We start from the raw sequence: 20,531 nt of genomic DNA on the forward strand, positions 1-20,531 counted from the left end.
CCGGTTCGGTGACCGACCGCGGAGCGGCGGCCCGGGACGGACGGACGGACCGCGAGCCGGGGCTCGGGCCACGGGCGGCCAGTCGGTGCGTCGTGCCGGCCGGACGACCGCCGAGCGGCGGTCCGCGCCGCCCGAGCGGCGGTCGGCGCCGACCACCCGGCCCAAGGTGGAGGCGCCGCCGCTGCCCGAGGAGGCGCAGCCCGAGCTGCTCGACCACGAGGTCCGCAAGGAGCTGCGCGGCCTGCCGACCGGTCTCGCCGACGTGGTGGCGCGGCACCTCGTCGCCGCCGCGATGCTGCTGGACGAGGACCCGGCACAGGCGCTGGCACATGGCCGCACGGCCGCGAGCCTCGCGGCCCGGCTGCCCGTGACCCGGGAGGCCGCCGGGATCGCGGCCTACCACGCGGGCGAGTACGCGACCGCGCTCATCGAGCTGCGGGCCGCCAGGCGGATGGACGGTTCCTCCCGGTACCTGCCCATGATCGCCGACTCCGAGCGCGGTCTCGGGCGTCCGGAGCGGGCCGTCGCCTACCTGACCGCCCCGGCCGCCGACGGGCTGGACCCGGCCGGCAAGGCCGAGCTGCTCATCGTCGGCTCGGGGGCCAGGCGCGACCTCGGCCAGCCCGAGGCCGCTGTCGTCCTGCTCGCGGAGGAGGCGAACGGCCCGGGCGCCCCCCGGCCGTGGACCGCGCGGCTGCGCTACGCCTACGCCGAGGCACTGCTCGACGCGGGCCGTGACGCCGAGGCGGTCCGGGCCTTCCAGTCCGCCGCGGCGATCGACGAGGAGGGGGAGACCGATGCGGAGGAGCGCGCCTACGACCTGAGCACGCGGCTCCCCGCCGAGCCGGAGCCGTCGCCGGCGGCGGCGGTGACCCCCGAGGCCCCGGCCCCGACCGCCCCGGCAACGGCGCAGACCCCGGCGACGGCGCAGACCCCGGCAACGGCGCAGGCCCCCGCAACGGCGCAGGCCCCCGCAACGGCGCAGACCCCGGCGAAGCCGGAGACCCCAGCCGGCTCGGCCGCGCCGGGGGTTTCGGCGGGCGCGGAGCGGAGCCTGCCCGCTCCCGAGGTCGGCAAGGGCTCCCTGCCGGTCGTCTTCGACGACGGCAGCGCGTCGCTCGCGCAGGCCGCCGCCGAGGCGGCCGAACGGGCGAAGGCGGCCGCCGCGGCGCCGCTGCCCGACCTGAGCGTCCTGTTCAGTGACCTGGGTCTGCGTGAGGTTCCGGTCGCCGAGCGGCGTCCGGTGGCACCCCCCGAGGTCGAGGCCGCCGACGACGACGTGGTGGACATCCTCGACGAGGACGACTCCGACTCGAACGACTCCGACTCCGACGACGACTAGCACTCCAGACGACGAAGGCCGGCCCCGCCATCCGGGGGGCCGGCCTTCGTCGTTTCCAAGCCCTGTTGCCGGTCAGCCCTCGTCGAGAAGGCGGATGAGCAGGCCGGTACGCGGCTTCGGGGTGAAGAGCGTCGACTTTCGTGGCATGCGCTCGCCGGCGCCGGCGACGGCGGTCACGTCGGCGACCGGGGTCGGGTTGAGCAGCAGAGCGGTCCCCCCGGTGCCGGCCGCGGCGATGGCCGCCGGAGCGTCGTGGAAGTAGTCGACGACGCCGACCTCGTCCTGCAGCCCCCAGACGTCGCTGATCAGCGTCAGGTGCGCGACCGTCACGTCGAGGCGTCGGAACGCCGCCGAACGGTCGGCCGGCAGGCTGCGGGCCAGTGCGTCGGCGCTCGGCTCGGTCAGCAGGTAGGCGTCCCGTCCGTCCGTGATCACGAAGGCGTGTCCGGTCTGGCCCGCCTTGGCCAGCTCGTCCAGCAGCGGCGCGACGTCCGTAGCGGTCAGCCGGCGGACCGTGAACGCGCTCTCGGCGCGGCGGGCGGCCTCGGCCACGCCCAGGCCGCGCACGGCTCGGTGGATGGGATGCACCTGCGGGCCGGACACCGTCGCGTCGACGAGGAACGTGAGGCCGAAGTCCCACGGGCCGTCGCCGTCACCGTCGGCGCGCCGCCGCGCCTGGTAGTGCCGGTAGGTGGCGTACCGGTGATGGCCGTCCGCGATGACCGCGCGGCGTCCCAGCAGGTCCGCGGCGATCGCGTCGAGGGTCGGCTGATCGGTCAGCGCCCAGATCCGGTGCGAGACGCCGTCGTCGGTGGTCGTGGCCAGCAGCGGCGGCGTCGCCACGGTCGCGGCGACGATCCGGCTGGTGTCGCCACCGCCGTCGTAGAGCAGGAAGATCGGTTCGAGGTTGGCCTTCGTCGCCTGCTGCAGGGACAGCCGGTCCGAGACCGGGCCGGCCATGGTGTTCTCGTGGGGCAGGATGATGCCCGCGTCGGGGTCCGCCAGCGCGACCGCGCCGACCAGGCCCCGCTGCCGGTGGCCGTCCTGCTCCTCCTCGTACACATAGAGGGCTGGGGCCTCGTCGCGAGCCAGGACGCCGGAGCTCAGCCACTCGGAGAGCGTGGCGGCGGCCTGGGCGTAGCGGCTGCCCGGCTCGCCGTCCCGGTCCCGCGGCAGGATCAGCCGGACCGCGTTGTGCGGGTCGGCGGACTCCAGCGCGACCACGCCGGCCTCGTCGATCACGTCGTAGGGCGGTGAGGTCAGCGCCGCGAGGTTCGCGTCCGCACCGGCGGCGGGGGTGAACCGGACCGCCCGGAACGGGGCGAGGACCAGCCCGGGAGGCGTCGGAACGGCGGCAGCGGCGGCGTCAACCATGGCCCGCATCGTAGGACGGGCGGCGGCTCGTCCGGCGATCGTGCGCCCGTCGGGCCTGCCTGACCGGGCGCTTCGAGGTCCTGGTGACGTCGGCGACCGGGCGGAGACGGTCGGTCAGCGGCGTGGCCGGGTAGGCCGGTGAGGTTGGGCGGAACGCGCGAAGGGACGTACGCGGCACGTCTTTGCGGAGACACTGGACGACGGGTCGGTATCCCGTTTCCCGGTTCCGGCGGGTCGCCGGCTGTCGTTCGGGCGTCTACGGGGATGGATGACGGTCCGCCGGGTTGGCGTGGGCCGGGTTGGCGTGGGACGGCTTGGGAGGTGCTGATGTCCGAGCAGAACGGCGCGGGCGGTGAGCGGCCGAACGCGGCGGGGGCGCCCGCCGGTGAGGTCTACGACTGGTACACCCGCGGGGTCGCGCTCCATGGCCATGGCGACGCGAACGCGGCGGTGCAGCTGCTGGGGCACGCCGCGGCCGCCGAGCCGGCGTCACGCAGCGTGCGGGAGGCGCTGGCCCGGGCCCAGTTCGACGCCGGCCAGTACGACGCCGCGCTCGAGACCTTCGCCTGGATCGTGGCCCAGGACCCGACCGACGACTACGCCCAGTTCGGCCTCGGCATGGCGGCCCGGCGGACCGGCGACCTGCCGACCGCGATCGAGCACCTCGCGCTGGCGGCGGCGATGCGTCCCGATATCCAGCACTATGGCCGCGAGCTGCGCGGCGCCCGGGCGCAGAACAACCGGGCTCGCTCCGCGTGACCCTCGACCTGGCCGCCCCGGCGGCGCCCGGCACGGTGCATCCGGCCTATGGCCCGCCGCTGGCCGCGTCGGCGGAGCCGGCCGAGCGTTTCGACGTCGCGCTGCTCGATCTGGACGGGGTGGTCTACCGGGGCGACAGCGCGGTGCCGCACGCCGCCGAGGCGATCGAGGCCGCCGGGCGGCGCGGGATGCGCAGCGCCTACGTCACGAACAACGCCTTGCGGACCCCGGAGGCGGTCGCGGCCCGGCTGGTCGGGTTCGGGATCCCGGCGCGGGCCGACGAGGTGATCACCTCCGCGCAGGCCGCGGCGCACGTGCTCGGCGAGTGGCTGCCGGCCGGGGCCGCCGTCCTCGTCCTGGGTGGCGAGGGGCTGCGGGCCGCCGTCACCGCCGAGGGGCTGCGCCCGGTGGCCTCGGCCGACGACGAGCCGTCGGCGGTCGTCCAGGGGTTCGACCCCGAGCTGACCTACGCCCGGCTGGCCGAGGGGGCGCTGGCCGTGCGCGCGGGCGCGCGGTGGGTCGCCAGCAACGCCGATCTGACGGTGCCGACCGAGCGGGGCATCGCGCCGGGCAACGGCTCCCTGGTCGCGATGATCCGCGCGGCGACCGGAGCCGAGCCGCTGGTCGCCGGCAAGCCGGAACCCGCGATGCACGCCGAGTCGGTGCGCCGCTCCCGGGCGGACCGGCCGATCATCGTCGGCGACCGGCTCGACACCGACATCGAGGCCGGCACCCGCTCCGGAACGCCGACGCTCCTCGTCCTCACCGGGGTGACGGGCGGATCGGAGCTGCTCGCGGCCGGTCCGGTGCACCGCCCGACCCTGCTCGCCGCCGACCTGCGCGGCCTGTCGTACCAGCACCCCGCCGCCGAACGGCGGGCCGACGGCTCCGCCCGCTGCGGCGCCTGGACCTGCCACGTCGACACCGAGGGCACGCTGCACTGGCGGCAGGCATCCGGCGAGCCGGACGCGGGCGGCGGGGCCGGGAGCGGTGGCGGGCCGGCGGACGACGGGCTGGACGCGTTGCGAGCCGCCTGCCAGGCCGCCTGGGCCGCCGCCGACGACGGCCGTCCGGCGCGCCGCCTCGCCGACGACCGGCCGTCGTCCTGCGCCGACCTCACGGTCTAGAGCAGGGAACGGACGCGCAACAGGTCGCGGAGGCTGGCGTCGACCTTGAGGCGGCCGGTCGCCCAGGCGGACGCGACCGCGAGCCGGCCCGAGGTGACGGCGATCAGGTCGTCGCTGCTGAGGGTGAAGGTGATCTGCGCGGACCTTGCCCCTTCGGCGATGTCGAGCAGGCTGCCGTCCCGCAGCTCGGCGACGTAGGAGGTGCCCAGATCGGGCAGCCGGCACATCAGGGTGCGATTCGGGGCGCTCGGCGGGCGCCCGGCCTTCCCGAGCGCGTCGAGGCGGTCGGCGAGCCCGCGCAGGGCGGCCTCGCACTGCTCCCGGTCCGCCACGATGACAGCCCTCCCGCGTGTGCGCTTCCCGATCCGGCCGGCCTGGTCACACCGCCCGCCGTCGCCAGTGGGGACGCCGGCCGGAGCCGCGGACCCGGGCCGCGCCGAGCCGGCGGAGACGCGCGCCCTCACCGTCCTACCTGCTCACGGCCCACGTCGCCCGGCGAGGCCTGCCGTGGCCGCGGCACCTGCGGGCCCCGCCCGGATCGCCAGGGGGAGGGCACCCGCGCGCGGAAACGGGCGGATCCGGCACGAGCCGGGCTGGCCGCAACCGTCACGTACCGGCCGGACAGCGATTCCCGCGGCGTGGCCGGGCCGGTTCGGGGCCGGCCATGGGCCCAGGTGGTCCGGTGGCCGCCTGCGAGCACCGGGTCTTCACAAGTTCTGACCGGCTGTGGGCGACACTAGCGTAGGGACGACCGGACACCGGCCAGACAATCCGAGAGCGGTCGGCCGGACGTCGAGTACGCGCGCCGGTGCGCCCGGACATCAACCGCGGGAGGCAGGACAGGTGACCACCGAGCCGGCTATGCCGCAGCCGGGCCTGGCGACCGGCCCGGGAGGCGGCGACGCCGTGCCCACCGCTGGCGCGGGCCCGATGGGCTCGGCGCCGCACGGTGCCGCGACCGCCGTGGGCCTGCCCGTCACGAACCTGCCCCCCGATGGGGTGGCCGCCGTCGCGGCGCCTGCCGGTGCGGTGCCGGCGGGGGAGGACGGCCTGCGCGCGGCGAGCGCCCGGCTCAGCGAGCTGCCGGGGCTGCCGGTGGCCGAGCATGTGGCGGTGTTCGAGGAGGTCCACCGGCTGCTGTCCGGCACCCTCGCCGACCTGGACGCGGCCGAGGGCGTCGAGGGCGCGGGACCCGGTGGTGCCGGAGCGCGGCCTGTCGGTCCGCAACGGCCAGGCCAGCCGCCGCGGCCCGGTGCGCCGGGCCAGCCGGCCGGGCGGCCCTGGCCCGGTGGCGCCCAGGGAGGTGGCCCGCGGCCTGGCCCGCCGTTGCCGGGACCTGGCGGCCCACGGTGAGCCGGACGGAGCGCCGGCCGTGACGACGCGCAGGATGCGCCTGGACGGCGAGCTGGTCCGGCGTGGCCTCGCCCGGTCGCGGGAGCACGCCGTCGAGACGATCGCCGCCGGCCGTGTGCTGGTCGCCGGCCGGGTCGCGACCAAGCCGGCGACCGTGGTCGGCCTCGACACGTCGATCGCGCTGACGGCCGGCGACGACCCCGGTTACGCCTCCCGCGGCGCTCACAAGCTGCTGGGCGCCTTCGCGGCCTTCGGCGTCCCGCCGCTGCGTGACCGCGCCGAGCCGGCGACCGAACCCGCGGCCCCAGCCGAGCCGGCGCCGGCGTCGGCCATGGCGGCGGCGAACGGGGTGGCGGCGAACGGGGTGGCGGGGTCGACCGAGGCGGGTGGTCCGGCCGGTGGCCCGTCGCTGCGGGTCGCCGGACGGCGGGCGATGGATGTCGGGGCGTCGACCGGAGGGTTCACGGACGTGCTGCTGCGGGCCGGCGCGGCGAGCGTCGTCGCCGTGGACGTCGGATACGGCCAGCTGGACTGGCGGCTGCGCACCGACCCCCGGGTCCGGGTGCTGGACCGCACCAACGCCCGCACCCTCACGCCTCAGCTCGTGGGCGCTCCCGTCGACCTGGTCGTGGGCGACCTCTCGTTCATCTCGCTGCGGCTGGTCCTGCCGGCCCTGGTCGCCTGCGCGGCCGACGGTGCCGACCTCGTCCTGCTGGTCAAGCCGCAGTTCGAGGTCGGCCGGGAGCGGCTCGGTGCCGGCGGTGTCGTCCGCGACGTCGCGCTGCACGCCGTGGCGGTCGAGGACGTGGCCCGCGCGGCCGCCGAGCTGGGCCTTGGCGTGCGCGGGATCGTCGCGAGCCCGCTGCCGGGCCCGGCCGGCAACGTCGAGTACCTGCTGTGGCTCAGGGCCGGCGCGCCGCCGCTGGACCTGGCCGACCTGGCCGCCGCGATCGCGGCGGGACCGGCCGGTGACGGCGCGCCTCCGGCTGCCAAGGCCGCGGACCACATGACCCCGGACGCCCAGGCGCTGGAGACTCAGGCGGTGGAAACCCGGGCCCCAGAGACCCAGGCCGCAGAGACCCAGGCCGCAGAGACCCAGGCCCCAGAGACCCAGGCCCTCGACAACACGGCTTCAGCAAGTGGAAAGGCGGGGCGGCGATGAGCAGGGAAGTGCTGGTGCTGACCCACCCACGCCGGGAGGGGATGGCGGAGCGAGCCAGCTGGGTGCTCGACCGGCTGGCCGCCGCCGGGATCGCGCCGCGGATGCTGGCCGACGAGGCGGAGATCCTCGGCCTGACCGCGGTGAACACGGTCCCGCGCGACGACGAGGCGGCGGTCGGCGTCGAGCTGGTCCTGGTCCTCGGCGGCGACGGGACCCTGCTGCGCGGCGCGGAGCTCGCCCGCTCGGCCGACATCCCGTTGCTCGGCGTCAACCTCGGCCACGTCGGCTTCCTCGCCGAGGCGGAGCCGGACGCGATGGAGTCCACGATCGAGGCGGTGATCCGCAAGGAGTACCGCGTCGAGGAACGGATGACCGTCGACATCACGATCCGGCTCGGCGGCCAGGTCGTGCACACCGGCTGGGCCCTCAACGAGATGTCCCTGGAGAAGGCCGAGCGGGCCAAGATGCTGGAGTGCGTGCTCGGCATCGACGGCCGGCCGCTGTCGCGCTGGGGCTGCGACGGAGTGATCTGCGCGACGCCGACGGGATCGACCGCGTACGCCTTCTCGGTCGGCGGCCCGGTGCTGTGGCCGGGGGTGGACGCTCTGCTGGTAGCCCCGATCAGCGCGCACGCGCTGTTCGCCCGGCCGCTGGTGCTCGCCCCGACGTCGACGGTCGCGATCGAGGTGCTGGAGCCGGTGCCGGCGGTGCTGTACTGCGACGGCCGGCGCGCGGTCCCGGTCGCGCCGCACTCCCGGGTCGAGGCCGCGCGGGGCAAGCGGCCCGTGCTGCTCGCCGTGGTGCACCCCCGGGCGTTCACCGACCGCCTGGTGGCGAAGTTCCACCTGCCTGTCGAGGGCTGGCGCGGCCGCGCGGCCAGGGAGAACGGCTTCGCCGAGCCGATCGGTGGCTTCACCGCCGACGAGCCGCCGCGGGTGTGACCACCGGACGGGTGATCCGCCGCGCCGCGCGCCCGACATGTCCCTTGCTTTCGGCTGTCATAGCCATGCCCTAGAGTTCGGGACGTGCTCGAGGAGATTCGGCTGCGTGGCCTCGGGGTCATCGATGATGCCGTCCTCGACCTCGCGGCGGGCCTCACGGTCGTGACAGGTGAGACCGGCGCCGGCAAGACGATGATCGTTCAAGGCCTCGGTCTGCTGACCGGCGGCCGGGCCGACTACGGCCTGATCCGCCCCGGCTACGACCGCGCCTTCGTCGAGGGCCGGCTGGTGATCTCGCCCGACTCGCCGACCGCGGCCCGGGTCCGTGAGGCCGGCGGCGAGCTCGACGAGGGCGGCGTGCTGGTCATCGGCCGCACGCTGATCTCCGATGGCCGCTCCCGGGTCCAGGTCGGCGGCCGGGCGGTCCCCGCGAGCCTGCTCGCCCAGCTCTCCGAGGACCTCGTCGCCGTGCACGGCCAGTCCGAGGCGCAGCGGCTGCTGAAGACGTCGACCCAGCGGGCCGCCCTCGACCGGTTCGCCGGCGAGGCCGTCGCCAAGCCACTGACCCGCTACGGCGAGCGGTACACCCGGCTCGCCGCCGTGCGGGCGAAGCTCGCGGACATCACCGAGCGTTCCCGCGAGCGGGCCGCCGAGGCGGAGTCGCTGCGTTCCCGGCTCGCCGACATCGAGCGGATCGGGCCGAGCGCCGGCGAGGACGTCGCCCTCGACACCGAGCTACGTCGTCTCGAGCACGCCGAGACGTTGGTCCGGGCCGCCGAGACGGCCCACGCGGCCCTGGTCGCCGACCCGGCGGCCGGCGACGGCTCGCCCGGCGCCGTCGACATGGTCTCGGCCGCCCGCCGCGTCATCTCGGCCGAGGGCGACCTCGACCCCGAGCTCGCCGATCTCGGCACCCGGATCCGAGAGGCCGGCGTCCTGCTCGCCGACGTAGCCGCCGACCTCGCCTCCTACGCCGCCGGGATCGACGCCGACCCGGTCCGCCTCGCCGCCGCGCAGGAGCGCCGCGCCGACCTCGCCGCGCTCACCCGCGCACACGGGACCGACGTCGACGGTGTGCTCGCCTGGGCCGAGGAGGCCGGGAACCGGCTGCTGGAGCTCGACGGCGGCGCCGACTCGGCCGAGGCGCTGGTCGCCGAGCGGGACGCGTTGCTCGACGACCTGGCCGATCTCGCCGGCCAGGTCTCCTCGGCCCGGTCGCGGGCCGCGCACGAGTTCGGCGAGCGGGTCGCCGCCGAGCTCGCCGGTCTCGCCATGCCCCGGGCCCGCGTCGTCGCGGTCGTCTCCCAGCGGGACGACCCGGCCGGCCTGGCGATGTTCGGCCGGAAGGTCGCGTTCGGCCCGGGCGGCGTCGACGACGTCGAGCTGCGGCTCGTCCCGCATCCCGGCGCACCGGCCCGGCCGGTGCACAAGGGCGCGTCCGGCGGTGAGCTGTCCCGGGTCATGCTCGCGATCGAGGTCGTGCTGGCCGCGGACGACGCCGGCGTGACGATGGTGTTCGACGAGGTCGACGCCGGGGTCGGCGGCCGGGCCGCGGTCGAGATCGGCCGGCGGCTGGCGAAGCTCGCGCGGACCCACCAGGTCATCTGCATCACCCACCTGCCGCAGGTGGCGGCGTTCGCCGACCGGCACCTGGTCGTCTCGAAGGCCTCCGACGGCTCGGTCACCCGCAGCGGCGTCACCGCGCTCGACGACGCGGGCCGGGTCCGTGAGCTGTCCCGCATGCTGGCCGGCCAGGAGGACTCGACGCTCGCCCGCGGCCACGCCGAGGAGCTGCTCGCCGCGGCCGCGGCCGACAAGGCCGGCCGGTAGGTCCGTCCCCTGGCGGGGATGACTCCACCCAAGCGGGACGGAGGCCACGTCCGGGGACGCGGAGGATAGCGCGGCGACATGTTACTGTGAAGTCCCGTGGGCCAGGCGGAGGCTTGGGCACCCTAACCGGCGAACCCAGGCCGGCCCCCCAGTCCGGCACCCAGGACCGGCACCCAGGACCACGGGAGTGTGTGTGGCGCAGGCACGCAGCAGTAAGCACATCTTTGTCACCGGTGGGGTGGCGTCCAGCCTGGGCAAGGGGCTGACGGCTTCCAGCCTCGGCCGGTTGCTCAAGGCCCGGGGCCTGCGGGTGACCATGCAGAAGCTGGACCCGTACCTCAACGTTGACCCCGGCACGATGGACCCGTTCCAGCACGGCGAGGTCTACGTGACCGGCGACGGTGCCGAGACCGACCTCGACGTCGGCCACTACGAGCGCTTCCTGGACGTCGAGCTCGACGGCAGCGCGAACGTCACCACCGGCCAGGTGTACTCGGCCGTCATCGCCCGTGAGCGGCGCGGCGACTACCAGGGCCAGACGGTGCAGGTCGTCCCGCACATCACCGACGAGATCAAGGACCGGATCCGCCGGCTGGCGAGCCCCGACGTCGACGTCGTCATCACCGAGGTCGGCGGGACCGTCGGCGACATCGAGTCGCTGCCGTACCTGGAGGCGATCCGCCAGGTACGCCACGAGGTCGGCCGGGAGAACGCGCTGACCGTCCACGTCAGCCTGGTGCCCTACCTCGCCCCGTCCGGCGAGCTGAAGACCAAGCCGACCCAGCACTCCGTCGCCGCGCTGCGCAGCATCGGCCTGCAGCCCGACGCGCTGGTCTGCCGGTCAGACCGGCCGCTGTCGGAGGCGCTCAAGCGCAAGATCGCGCTGATGTGCGACGTGGACGACGAGGCCGTCGTCGGCGCGCCGGACGCCTCGTCCATCTACATGATCCCGAAGGTGCTGCACCAGGAGGGGCTGGACGCGTACGTCGTGCGCCGGCTCGGCCTGTCGTTCCGGGACGTCGACTGGACCGAGTGGGACACCCTGCTGCGCCGGGTCACCCGACCGAGGCACCGGATCACCGTCGCGATGGTCGGCAAGTACATCGACCTGCCCGACGCCTACCTCTCGGTCACGGAAGCCGTGCGGGCCGGCGGGTTCGCCGTGGACGCCGGCGTGGACGTCCGCTGGGTCGCCTCCGACGACTGCTCCTCGCCCGAGGTCACCGCCGCACTGCTCGACGGCATCGACGCGATGATCATCCCGGGCGGCTTCGGCGTCCGCGGCATCGAAGGAAAGATCAACGCGCTGCGGCACAGCCGCGAGCACGGCATCCCGACGCTGGGGATCTGCCTCGGCCTGCAGTGCATGGTGATCGAGGCCGCCCGCGGGCTCGGCGGCCTGGCCAAGGCCAACTCGACCGAGTTCGACGCGGACACCCCGCACCCGGTGATCTCCACGATGGCCGACCAGCGCGACGTCGTCGCCGGCAAGCGCGACCTGGGCGGCACGATGCGGCTCGGGCTCTACCCCTGCAAGCTCGGACCGGGCACGATAGCCCGCCGCGAGTACGGCGCGCCGGAGGTCCCCGAACGCCACCGCCACCGCTACGAGGTCAACAACGACTACCGCGACCGGCTGACCGCCGCCGGCCTGGTCTTCTCCGGCACGTCGCCGGACGGCCGGCTGGTCGAGGTCGTCGAGCTGCGCCCGGACGTGCACCCGTTCTACGTCGGCACCCAGGCGCACCCCGAGTTCCGGTCCCGGCCGACCCGGGCGCATCCGCTGTTCCGCGGCCTCGCCTCGGCCGCGGTCGCCTACGCGGACCGCCGCCGGGGCGTGCTGCCGGTGGATCTCGACGCCGCCCCGGCGACGCCGGCCGCCGGCGCGCTCGGCGACGACGCGGCGCTGGTGACCTCGTGACCCGTACGCCCCAGCAGACCTCCGCGGCCGCGACCCCGGGCTCCGCCGACCAGGCCGGGACCCCTGCCGGTGGCGGGCCCGGCTCCCGGACCAGCCACACCTACGAGGTCGCCGAGAGCACGACGCCGTACCAGGGGCGGATCATCGCGATCCGTCGTGACCTGGTCCGGATGCCGGACGGCGACGTGGCGCAGCGCGACGTCGTCGTCCACCCGGGTGCCGTCGGCGTCGTGGCCCTCGACGACGCCGAGCGGGTCGTCATGGTCTTCCAGTACCGGCACCCGGTCCGCCGGCCGCTGTGGGAGCTGCCGGCCGGCATCCTCGACGAGCCCGGCGAGCCGGCGTCCGTCGCGGCAGCCCGGGAGCTGGCCGAGGAGACCGCGCTGCGCGCCGAGCGGTGGTCGGTGCTCGCCGACGTCTGGGCGTCGCCGGGGATGACCGACGAGGCGTTCCGGGTGTTCCTCGCCCGTGGCCTGTCCGAGATCCCGGTCGGCGAACGGTACGTCCCGGTGCACGAGGAGGCGGAGATGACCGTCGCCCGGGTGCCGCTGGACGAGGCCGTCACCCGGGTGCTCGACGGTGACATCTCGAACGCGATGGCCGTCGTCGGCATCCTCGCCGCCGCGCGGGCCCGGGACATCGGCTTCGCCACCCTGCGCCCGGCCGACGCCCCCTGGGCCGCGCGACCGACCAACCAGGGCTGAGCCGCGCTAGCCGTTTCCGGTCAGGACCCCGGTCGCCTCGTCGACGACGACCGGGGCCGTCGCCACCAGCGTCACCGCGTTCAGCGCGAACGCCTGCGCGACCCCGGGGACGGTGAACGTGCCGTCCCAGACGACCGTCAGGGTGACCTGGTAGGTGCCCGGCTGCTTGTACTCGTGGTCGACGTAGGCGTCCGGGAAGTCGCGGGGTGAGATCGCCGCGTCGTACGGCCGCCCGGGGGAGTTCGGGCCGGTGGCGCCGTCGCCGAAGTCCCAGTGGTAGGTCGGTACGGCGCTGATCGTGGCGAGCACCGGCTGGTCGACGTTGAACGCGAACGCCGGCGGGATCTGGGTGTACACAATCGTCTGCAGCCCGGTGAAGCTGTGGGCGCCGGGCTGGATCGTCAGCGTCGGTTTCGGGAGCAGCTGGTTTCTCAGGTAGTCGGCCAGCTGCGCCCGGACGGTCGCCAGCGGGATGCCGTTCGTCGGGTCGGCGAGCCAGGCCTGGCAGCCGGCGACCGCCTGGTTGTAGTCGGCCAGCTCCTGCGCCGTCATGGTCGGGCTCGGGCCGACCGCCAGCAGCAGGTCACAGACCGCCGCCGGATCCGGCGGGCAGGTCGCGCCGCAGCCCGTGCCGCCGGCGACCGGGCCACTCCCGAGCGGGACCCGGATGAGCTCGCCGCCCTGGTAGCGGTACTGGTAGCCGTTGTCGGTCGCCCTGGTGTCGCAGGTGGCCCACAGGACGCTGCCGCACGGCACCGTCGCCGCGGACGCGGCGCCTGTCGGCCCGGCCGTCGCGAGCAGGGTGCCGAGCACGGCGACGAGCAGGATCTTGACCGACAGCGCTGTCCCGATCCGGCTCCCGGCCTGGCGCGGGACGCGCGGTCGCCGGGGCCGCGCGCCGGGGGCCGGCCTGCTCGACGCTGTCACGGCTGCCTCCGGGAGTAGCGGATCGTCTGGATGCGCCAGCCGGCCCCGGTGAGGGCGAGCTCCGCGGTGCCGGCGCGGACCGGGACGCCGGGCGCCGCGTCGACCCGGCGGCCGGCCGGGTCGACGAGCCCGACGGTGTTGGTCGTGGCGAGGAAGGTCACCGCGCACGCGAGGCCGGCCCGAGGCCGGGCGTCGACGGCCGTGACGGCGTAGGGGTCGGCGTCGGTGCGCAGGCCGCGCTGCGCCAGGTCGCGGGTGACGCCGATGTCGAGAGCGCACGCCTGGCAGCCGGGCAACGTCAAGGCCGCCACGTCGGCGACGCGGCCGGCCCGGCTCGCGGCGTCGATCTCGGTGAAATACGCGGTGACGATCCCCGCCGCCGCGCCCGGCGAGTCGCTGGCCCCCGCGGTGGTGCCCGCCCCCGCCGTGGTGCCGGCCCCGGGAGAGGTGCTGGGGGCGCCGGCCGGTTCGCCTGCGGTGCTCCCGGCCGGGGCGGAGCCAGCGCCCGCCGGCGCGGCAGCCCCCGCTGGATCGCCGCCCCCGCAGGCGGTCAGCGCGAGTACCAGCGCGATCCTGAGACCCGTCACCAGTGTCCCGGCCGGGGGCGCGGTGCGCCGAGGCCGGCGGGCGGCCGGTTCAGCTGGCCGGTTGACGATCATGTCGAACCGCCTCGTCGGGCGCGGCCCGCGTCGGGGCGATGCGGAGGGATCTCGAACCGGATAGACGCCGTGGTCCGCCCGCGGGTTGCCCGCGCGGACAGGACTGTCCAGGTCGCGGCGTCCGTAGCGGATCGGACGTATGCGGCGTAACGTGACGAGGCGGCTCCGTTCCGCACAAGCTGTCAGAATAGCGTCGCGATGCGGGTGGGTGGACGGCGCTTCACGAAGAACTGTCGGCGGTAGGTCCTACTATTCGGGTTGATGATGAACGCGCCGAGGCACGCGCCCAGCCACGCGTCAGGGTGCAGCGGGACCCGGCGGTCGACGTGACCGCCGCGCCCGACCCTGACCCGGCGCGGGAGCCCGCGGGCGCGGTGGACCCCGGCGAACTGGTGGCGCGGTATCTCGGCCATCTGGCGGGGGAGCGGGGCCTCGCGCACAACTCGGTCCTGGCCTACGGGCGGGACCTGCGCCGGTATCACGAGTACCTGACGGCCCGCGGGCTGACCTCGCTGGCCGACGTCGACGAGGCGACCCTGGGCGAGTTCGCCACCGCGCTGCGCGGCGGCGACGGCGAGCACCCGCCGCTGGCCGCCGCGTCGGTCGCCCGGATGCTCGTCGCCGTCCGCTCGCTGCACCGGTTCGCCCAGCGGGAGGGCTCCCTCGTCGAGGACGTCTCGCAGCCGGTCCGCCCACCGGCGCCGCCGCGGCGGCTGCCCAAGGCGCTGACCGTCGACCAGGTGCTGGCCGTCCTCGTCGCCGCCGGTGGCGCCGCCCCGGACGCCGAACGCGCCACGTCCGATGCCGACCGCGTCGCGTCGGACGCCGGACGGGCCGCGCCGGACGCCGAACGCTCCGCCGCCCAGCCGGCTGAGGAGGCCGAGCCGACCGTGGAGAGCGACGAGGCCGGTGGGCCGGAGCCGGACGCCGAGAGTCTGGCCGACCGGGCCGAGGCCGTCCGCCGGCTACGGTCCGCGGCGCTGCTGGAGCTGCTCTACGGCACCGGGGCGCGGATCTCGGAGGCGGTCGGCCTGGACCTCGACGACCTCGACCTGGACCAGGCCACCGCGTCGGTGCGGCTGCGCGGCGGCAACGGGCGTGACCGGGTGGTGCCGCTCGGCCGGTGCGCGGTGGCGGCGCTGTCGCTCTACCTCAGCCGGGGCCGGCCCGTGCTGGAGTCAGCGGGATCCGGCACGGCCGTGTTCCTGTCCCGGCGGGGCGGCCGGCTGTCCCGGCAGAGTGCCTGGTCGGCGTTGCGGGCCGCGGCCGAGGCGGCCGGGATCGAGGGGGTGTCGCCGCATGTGCTGCGCCACTCGTTCGCCCTGCACCTGCTCGATGGCGGCGCGGACGTCCGGGTGGTGCAGGAGCTGCTCGGGCACGCGTCGGTGCGCACGACCCAGATCTACACACTGGTTCCGGCGGACCAGCTCCGCGAGGTCTACGCGGCGGCCCACCCGCGGGAGCTGGAGCCGGCCGGTAACCGGGCGACGGGCCGGGCACCCGACGCCGCCCGTCCCGCGCTGCCGCCGCAGCCAGGCCCGGACCGGCTCGGAACGGGCCAACTGGTCTAGCCCCGCCTCCTGACCCGCGAGGTCAGCGGCTGTCTGTTCAGGCGGGGGAGTACGGGCCGAGGCTCGGCATGCCGTTGGCCCCCTGCGGCGCGGGCACCCCAGGGGGGCCGCTGCGCTCAGCCAGCGTCTCGCCGACCTTGCGCGCAATCGCTTCCATCAGTCGCAGCGCCTGCGGCAGCGACAGGTTGAGCACTACTTCGCTGTCGTTCGTCATCGCGAAGCGAACCGACACGTCCGCCATTGCCCGACCTCTCCCACCTGCTGCCGAAGACCAAGCTGCTGAAGATCTTGCCGCCGAAGATCCTGTGGATGCTAGTTGACCCGAACGGTACGGCCCATCCTCACCCGCGGTGTACGGGGGGTTGGGTGCGATACGCGGCACGTTACGCATCGTCACCCCTGTGCTGCCGACGGTCGTTCGCGTCGACGGATATCCGATCGTCACGGACTGTCACTCCTTTGCGCGACGGCGCCGGGCTGCCGATGGCTGCTGAACGCGCCCGAGACGCGCGGGAGACGGTTGGTCAACGGCCTGGATGGATCAGATCAGGCCTTGATCAAATTCTGAGCTTGATCAAATGAGTAGCTGTCGTGTTGATGCTCTTATGTTCCCTCATGTGACTTTGTCACAGGCAGCCGGGTCGGGGCGCGCCGCACGCCGGTGACCGGTCGGCCGCGTGGTGGCGCGGGCGTTCGACGGAGGCCCGGTCACGCAACGCACGCGCAATCGGCTACCCGCCAGCCGATGTGGCCCTCGTCGGCGGTCCGCGCGTCGACCTCGCGGTTCGGGCACGATGGGTGGGTGAGCGCTTCCGAAGACGTGTCCTCTCTGTCCATCGGCATCCTGGGCGGCTCCGGGCCGCAGGGTGGCGGGCTGGCGATCCGGTTCGCCGCGGCCGGCCACAAGGTGGTCATCGGCTCCCGGTCCGCCGAGCGTGGCGCGGAGGCGGCCGCCAAGCTGTCCGCCCCGAGCCGGACGGTCGAAGGCACCGACAACGCGGGCGCCGCCGAGCAGGCCGACATCGTGATCATCGCGGTGCCGTGGGAGGGCCACGGCGAGCTGCTCGCGAGCCTGCGCAAGGAGCTCGCCGGCAAGATCGTGATCGACTGCGTGAACCCGCTCGGCTTCGACAAGGGCGGCGCCTACCCGCTGCCCGTCGAGGAGGGCAGCGCCGCGCAGCAGGCCGCGGCCCTGCTGCCCGACAGCACGGTGACGGCCGCGTTCCACCACGTCTCGGCCGTACTGCTCGCCGACGAGTCGATCGCCGAGGTCGACACCGACATCCTCGTGCTCGGCGACGACCGGGCCGCCACCGACGTCGTCCAGGCGCTGGCCGAGCGCATCCCGGGCATGCGGGGCATCTACGCGGGCAAGCTGCGCAACGCCGGTCAGGTCGAGGCGTTCACGGCCAACCTCATCTCCATGAACCGCCGCTACAAGGCCCATGCGGGCATCCGCATCACGGACGTCCCGCACGTCGAGCCGGCCTGACACGAGCGGGTGAGCGCGTCAGACGGCCCGGCCGGCGACGGCCTGGCCGGCGACGACTCGGTCCGTGACGACCTGGGGCTCGCGGTGCGCGTGCCGCGGCGGGTCGAGCGGGTGGTCTCGCTGGTCCCCAGCCTGACCGAGTCGATCGCGGTCAGCGCGCCCGGGCTGCTCGTCGCCGCGACGGACTGGTGCACCCAGCCGGGCGACCTCGACGTCACCCGGATTCGCGGCACCAAGAACCCGGACGTCGAGACGATCGTGCGGCTCGGGCCCGACCTGGTGGTCGCCAACGCGGAGGAGAACCGGGAGCCGGACCTGGCCGCCCTGCGCGCCGCCGGCCTCGCCGTCTGGGTCACCGCGCCGACGACGGTCCCGGCGGCGCTGGAGAGCCTCGACCGGATGCTGGTGGCCGCCTGCCGGCTGCCCAGGCCCGGCTGGCTGGACGAGGCCGTCGCGGTGTGGCGGGAGCCGCCCGCGGGGCCGCGCCGCCGGGCCGTCATCCCGATCTGGCGCCGGCCGTGGATGGCCGTCGGCCGGGACACGTTCACCGGCGACGTCCTCACCCGCCTGGGCGTCGACAACGTGCTCGCCGGCCACGCCGAGCGCTACCCGCGGATCACGATCGCCGAGCTGCCGGAGCACGACCTCGTCGTGCTCCCCGACGAGCCCTACGCCTTCAGCCCGACCGACGGCCCGGAGGCGTTCACCGCCCCGTCGGTGTGCGTGCCCGGACGCCACCTCACCTGGTACGGCCCGTCGCTCGCCGAGGCCCGCTCGGTCCTGCGAAGCCGGCTCGACGCCGCGCTCTGACGGGACCGCCCGGGCCAGGGCTCCTGGGTGGGCACCTCGGACCGGCTACTGCGTCTGGGTGGCCACCGGGAGCGGAACCGGCCGGGCCCAGCAGTCGGTCGTCGCTGGCGGGTCGCCGGCCAGCACGAGGCAGGTGCTGGCGGCGTCGGCATACGGGTCCGTGTCGTTGAGGTTCGCGGTCAGGATCGCCAGCTGGCGTGAGTCGGCGACCTGGGAGGCGTGGAAGTCGACGGATCCGGTCGTCCCGGCGCGTGGGTCGACCAGACCGCCGTCGTCGGGCCGCAGGTCGAGGTTTCCCGGCTTCGTGGGCGTGGGCGCCTGCCGGATCCAGTTGACCAGCACGTTGATGTTGAACGGGCTGTCCTGCGCGGTGTGGTCGACGGCCTCCAGCACGAGCTTGGCCGCGTCGTAGGCGATCGCGGTCCGCTCGTCGGTCCAGTGCGGTCCGGACGGGACCGGCGGTTCGGTGTACTCGTACATCGCCCGCAGCCGGGCGCAGAACTGCGGCAGCTCGGGCGCGAGCAGCGTCGTCATCGCGCCGAGGTCGCCGTCCGCGCAGGAGGTGCCGGACAGGGCCGGCCCGGGGCCCTTCGAGACCACCGGGAAGACCGAGCTCTCCTGGCCGGTGTACTCGGTGACGTACTCGGTGATGGCGTCGTCGGCGAGCAGGAGCGGGCCGCCCCGGCGGGTGCCCAGGCAGCCCGCCCTCGTGAGCGAGCCGAAGTCCTCGGCACGGCCGGCGTAGAAGACGAGGTCGTCGGTGCCCACCCCGGTTCCGGTGGCGCTGCCCCCCGGTGGGCATTCGGCCCGCATCCAGTCGTCGACCGACGGCGCCCCGGGGCAGCCTTCCGGCTGCCAGCCGTGCCGCGTCGTCTGCAGGCCCGAGTGCGCCGCCTGATTGACCATGTCGCGGACCAGCGTGAAGACGTACCGGTCCGCTTCGTCGGGCATGGCCTGCTCGCCGCCGCCGCAGCCGCCCTTCGGGTAGAGGATGTCGATCTGGCGCCGATGGTTGAGCAACGCGTAGTCGGTGACCAGCAGCGCCTCCCGCAGGTTCTGTGGCTCCATCTGGAAATAGGTCCAGCTGGAGTCCGGGAGGCCGTCGCCGGACAGCGTCGTGCCGAGCGTGAGAATTCCGTGGTCGCCGAAGTCGGTGATCGCCTGGACGGTGGTGGTCAGCGAGCGGTCCAGGCCGACGATCGCGGCGACGGCCTGGTCCGGGTCCTGCGCGAACGGGATCAGCTGGTCTTCGGCCACCCGGTCGGCCTGGTCCATGTACATGCCGCCGCTGGCGATGATGACCCGCAGGATGGGGCCGTCCTGCTCCTGGTCCTGACCCAGATGAAGGGGCGAGGAGGCCGGGACGGTGGCCGGGTCGGAGGATGACGGCCGGCACGGCGAGCCGTCCGGGCTGTCCGCGACGACGTTCTCCTGGCGCTGCCAGGTCAGCAGGCCGAGCAACTCGGCGACCTGCGCCCCGGCCCACGGCAGCCGACTGGCCGTCGCCCCGGTCCTCGGCGCGCCGAGGCCGGCGAAGTACACCAGTGTCAGGAACGTCCGCGAGGGATGGCGGGCGCGCAGCACGTCGGCGCACCTGTTCTGCGCCAGGATGTCCTTCTGGACGCCGACCAGCTCGGTCCCGGACTGGTCCGCTCCGGTGACGCCGCGGCCGAACTGGAACGATCCGTCGCTGTAGCCGACGCATTCGCCGTGCACCCACGCCAGCGACGAGACGCTGTGCTTGGGCGCCGTGCAGCCGTGGTCGCCTGGAACGACGTAGACAACGACCAGGACGCTCAATACGGCGAGCACCGCCAGGATTCCGGCGGATGGCAACAATGCCGACCGCCTGACAAACGGATTCCAGCGAGGCCGGTCATCCGGCTCCGGCTCTGGATCAGGTTCCGGATCAGGTTCTGGCTCAGGTTCTGGGTCGGGTTCCGGTTCTGGCTTTGGTTCTCGGTCCGGTCCGGTCAGGTGCCGCGCCAGTTCTCGGAACACTCTGTTTCTCGGCCAGCGAGCCAGCAGCCATTCCAGCAGGCCCCGAAAGGGCTGCTCGTGCGTGCAGGCGATGCCGTGCTCCAGCTTCTCCAGGATGTCACCCCAGAGCGCGTCTGGGTCCATGTTCCCCTGCGGCAGCCGTGCCGGAGCCAGGCCAATCGAGTCCTGCAGCACCTGGGCAATCTCGCCGCGGCCCTGGTAAAGATGCGCGAGCATGGTGCGCAGTCGAGCGAGCTCGGATTTGCTGAACTCGATGTCGCCGGCGCCCACGCCGAAGGCGGGGCCGTTCGGAAACTCGGTCAAGGTCACCCCGTCGTCAGGACCGCGCCGCCCGATAGCCAATTGGTGGCGATCAGCGTAACGGGTCGGTTGGCCGGTTCCGGCCACGACGTGCCGGAACGCCCTGACGCGCCGCCGACACGGCGCCCCCGGTTCGGGCCCCAGGTTCGGGCCGCCCGTACCGGAACCAAAAGCCGCGATGTCGCTTAATAGGCGCACCTGAAGAGGGGAAAACAAAGCGGGCGCCCCGCCGGATACCGCCGGCGGGGCGCCCGTCAG

At 74.7% G+C, this 20,531-nt stretch carries 18 protein-coding genes; 12 read left to right on the forward strand and 6 right to left on the reverse strand.

Going from position 1 to position 20,531, the window contains the following annotated elements; genetic code table 11:
• Positions 1–85: 85 nt before the first annotated feature.
• Positions 86–1,342 (forward strand): tetratricopeptide repeat protein, encoded by a 1,257-nt coding sequence (locus tag FRAEUI1C_RS40835; RefSeq protein ID WP_013422898.1) that lies wholly within the window; start codon positions 86–88, stop codon positions 1,340–1,342.
• Positions 1,343–1,414: 72 nt separating this feature from the next.
• On the opposite strand, the gene FRAEUI1C_RS08560 is transcribed toward FRAEUI1C_RS40835, so the two are convergent.
• The gene (locus FRAEUI1C_RS08560) at positions 1,415–2,725 is read right to left on the reverse strand and encodes a DUF1015 family protein (RefSeq protein ID WP_013422899.1); all 1,311 of its coding nucleotides are present in this window, start codon (positions 2,723–2,725) and stop codon (positions 1,415–1,417) included.
• A 318-nt stretch (positions 2,726–3,043) separates the two neighbouring features.
• Between FRAEUI1C_RS08560 and FRAEUI1C_RS08565 the strand changes: the two genes are divergently transcribed.
• Positions 3,044–3,475 (forward strand): tetratricopeptide repeat protein, encoded by a 432-nt coding sequence (locus FRAEUI1C_RS08565; protein WP_013422900.1) that lies wholly within the window; start codon positions 3,044–3,046, stop codon positions 3,473–3,475.
• Positions 3,472–4,602 carry an HAD-IIA family hydrolase gene (locus FRAEUI1C_RS08570; protein WP_013422901.1) on the forward strand — a complete coding sequence of 377 codons (1,131 nt, stop codon included), beginning with the start codon at positions 3,472–3,474 and terminating at the stop codon, positions 4,600–4,602. Before FRAEUI1C_RS08565 ends, FRAEUI1C_RS08570 begins: the two co-directional genes overlap by 4 nt.
• Here FRAEUI1C_RS08570 and FRAEUI1C_RS08575 read toward each other — a convergent pair.
• Positions 4,599–4,934: an SCP2 sterol-binding domain-containing protein gene (locus FRAEUI1C_RS08575; protein WP_013422902.1), complete on the reverse strand. Its 336-nt coding sequence runs from the start codon at positions 4,932–4,934 to the stop codon at positions 4,599–4,601. The two genes, FRAEUI1C_RS08570 and FRAEUI1C_RS08575, sit on opposite strands and share 4 nt — an antisense overlap.
• A 511-nt stretch (positions 4,935–5,445) precedes the next feature.
• Here FRAEUI1C_RS08575 and FRAEUI1C_RS40840 point away from each other — a divergent pair.
• The 6 genes from FRAEUI1C_RS40840 to FRAEUI1C_RS08605 all read left to right on the forward strand — a co-directional run bounded on the left by FRAEUI1C_RS40840 (position 5,446) and on the right by FRAEUI1C_RS08605 (position 12,513).
• Positions 5,446–5,955, forward strand: coding sequence for a hypothetical protein (locus tag FRAEUI1C_RS40840; protein ID WP_013422903.1), 510 nt, complete (start codon positions 5,446–5,448; stop codon positions 5,953–5,955).
• Between the two features lie 19 nt (positions 5,956–5,974).
• The gene (locus tag FRAEUI1C_RS08585) at positions 5,975–7,117 is read left to right on the forward strand and encodes a TlyA family RNA methyltransferase (protein WP_013422904.1); all 1,143 of its coding nucleotides are present in this window, start codon (positions 5,975–5,977) and stop codon (positions 7,115–7,117) included.
• Positions 7,114–8,058 carry an NAD kinase gene (locus FRAEUI1C_RS08590; RefSeq protein WP_013422905.1) on the forward strand — a complete coding sequence of 315 codons (945 nt, stop codon included), beginning with the start codon at positions 7,114–7,116 and terminating at the stop codon, positions 8,056–8,058. The genes FRAEUI1C_RS08585 and FRAEUI1C_RS08590 overlap by 4 nt, the downstream gene beginning before the upstream one ends.
• An 84-nt stretch (positions 8,059–8,142) precedes the next feature.
• Entirely contained in the window at positions 8,143–9,888 is a 1,746-nt protein-coding gene (gene recN / locus FRAEUI1C_RS08595; protein WP_013422906.1) for a DNA repair protein RecN, read from the forward strand.
• A 193-nt stretch (positions 9,889–10,081) separates the two neighbouring features.
• Positions 10,082–11,809 (forward strand): CTP synthase, encoded by a 1,728-nt coding sequence (gene pyrG / locus FRAEUI1C_RS08600; protein WP_013422907.1) that lies wholly within the window; start codon positions 10,082–10,084, stop codon positions 11,807–11,809.
• Positions 11,806–12,513: an NUDIX domain-containing protein gene (locus tag FRAEUI1C_RS08605; RefSeq protein ID WP_013422908.1), complete on the forward strand. Its 708-nt coding sequence runs from the start codon at positions 11,806–11,808 to the stop codon at positions 12,511–12,513. Before pyrG ends, FRAEUI1C_RS08605 begins: the two co-directional genes overlap by 4 nt.
• 6 nt (positions 12,514–12,519) lie before the next feature.
• On the opposite strand, the gene FRAEUI1C_RS08610 is transcribed toward FRAEUI1C_RS08605, so the two are convergent.
• Together FRAEUI1C_RS08610 and FRAEUI1C_RS08615 are read right to left on the reverse strand one after the other, a co-directional pair.
• Complete coding sequence (locus tag FRAEUI1C_RS08610) at positions 12,520–13,440, reverse strand: PKD domain-containing protein (protein WP_013422909.1); 921 nt, start codon at positions 13,438–13,440, stop codon at positions 12,520–12,522.
• Positions 13,437–14,027 carry a hypothetical protein gene (locus FRAEUI1C_RS08615; protein ID WP_232425345.1) on the reverse strand — a complete coding sequence of 197 codons (591 nt, stop codon included), beginning with the start codon at positions 14,025–14,027 and terminating at the stop codon, positions 13,437–13,439. The genes FRAEUI1C_RS08610 and FRAEUI1C_RS08615 overlap by 4 nt, the downstream gene beginning before the upstream one ends.
• A 374-nt stretch (positions 14,028–14,401) precedes the next feature.
• On the opposite strand from FRAEUI1C_RS08615, the gene FRAEUI1C_RS08620 reads away from it, so the two are divergent.
• Complete coding sequence (locus FRAEUI1C_RS08620; protein WP_013422911.1) at positions 14,402–15,670, forward strand: tyrosine-type recombinase/integrase; 1,269 nt, start codon at positions 14,402–14,404, stop codon at positions 15,668–15,670.
• A 37-nt stretch (positions 15,671–15,707) separates the two neighbouring features.
• Here FRAEUI1C_RS08620 and FRAEUI1C_RS08625 read toward each other — a convergent pair whose 3' ends face one another.
• The gene (locus FRAEUI1C_RS08625; RefSeq protein WP_013422912.1) at positions 15,708–15,911 is read right to left on the reverse strand and encodes a hypothetical protein; all 204 of its coding nucleotides are present in this window, start codon (positions 15,909–15,911) and stop codon (positions 15,708–15,710) included.
• Positions 15,912–16,415: 504 nt separating this feature from the next.
• On the opposite strand from FRAEUI1C_RS08625, the gene npdG reads away from it, so the two are divergent.
• Both npdG and FRAEUI1C_RS08635 read left to right on the forward strand, forming a co-directional pair.
• Positions 16,416–17,162, forward strand: coding sequence for an NADPH-dependent F420 reductase (npdG, locus tag FRAEUI1C_RS08630; RefSeq protein WP_013422913.1), 747 nt, complete (start codon positions 16,416–16,418; stop codon positions 17,160–17,162).
• A 9-nt stretch (positions 17,163–17,171) separates the two neighbouring features.
• Positions 17,172–17,972, forward strand: a complete 801-nt coding sequence (locus FRAEUI1C_RS08635) for a helical backbone metal receptor (protein ID WP_013422914.1) — start codon at positions 17,172–17,174, stop codon at positions 17,970–17,972.
• A gap of 45 nt (positions 17,973–18,017) precedes the next feature.
• On the opposite strand, the gene FRAEUI1C_RS40145 is transcribed toward FRAEUI1C_RS08635, so the two are convergent.
• On the reverse strand, positions 18,018–20,276 hold the full coding sequence (locus tag FRAEUI1C_RS40145; protein ID WP_198318730.1) for an effector-associated domain EAD1-containing protein: 2,259 nt from the start codon (positions 20,274–20,276) through the stop codon (positions 18,018–18,020).
• Positions 20,277–20,531 lie beyond the last annotated feature (255 nt).

The organism is Pseudofrankia inefficax (assembly GCF_000166135.1).
In the GTDB taxonomy this organism is placed as follows: Bacteria; Actinomycetota; Actinomycetes; order Frankiales; family Frankiaceae; genus Pseudofrankia; species Pseudofrankia inefficax.

Excerpts from the sequence above, each read along its gene's own strand:
- npdG (WP_013422913.1), top strand. The coding sequence starts at position 16,416 with ATGTGGCCCTCGTCGGCGGTCCGCGCGTCGACCTCGCGGTTCGGGCAC.
- FRAEUI1C_RS08625 (WP_013422912.1), bottom strand. The coding sequence starts at position 15,911 with ATGGCGGACGTGTCGGTTCGCTTCGCGATGACGAACGACAGCGAAGTA.
- FRAEUI1C_RS08560 (WP_013422899.1), bottom strand. The coding sequence starts at position 2,725 with ATGCGGGCCATGGTTGACGCCGCCGCTGCCGCCGTTCCGACGCCTCCC.
- FRAEUI1C_RS08565 (WP_013422900.1), top strand. The coding sequence starts at position 3,044 with ATGTCCGAGCAGAACGGCGCGGGCGGTGAGCGGCCGAACGCGGCGGGG.
- FRAEUI1C_RS08590 (WP_013422905.1), top strand. The coding sequence starts at position 7,114 with ATGAGCAGGGAAGTGCTGGTGCTGACCCACCCACGCCGGGAGGGGATG.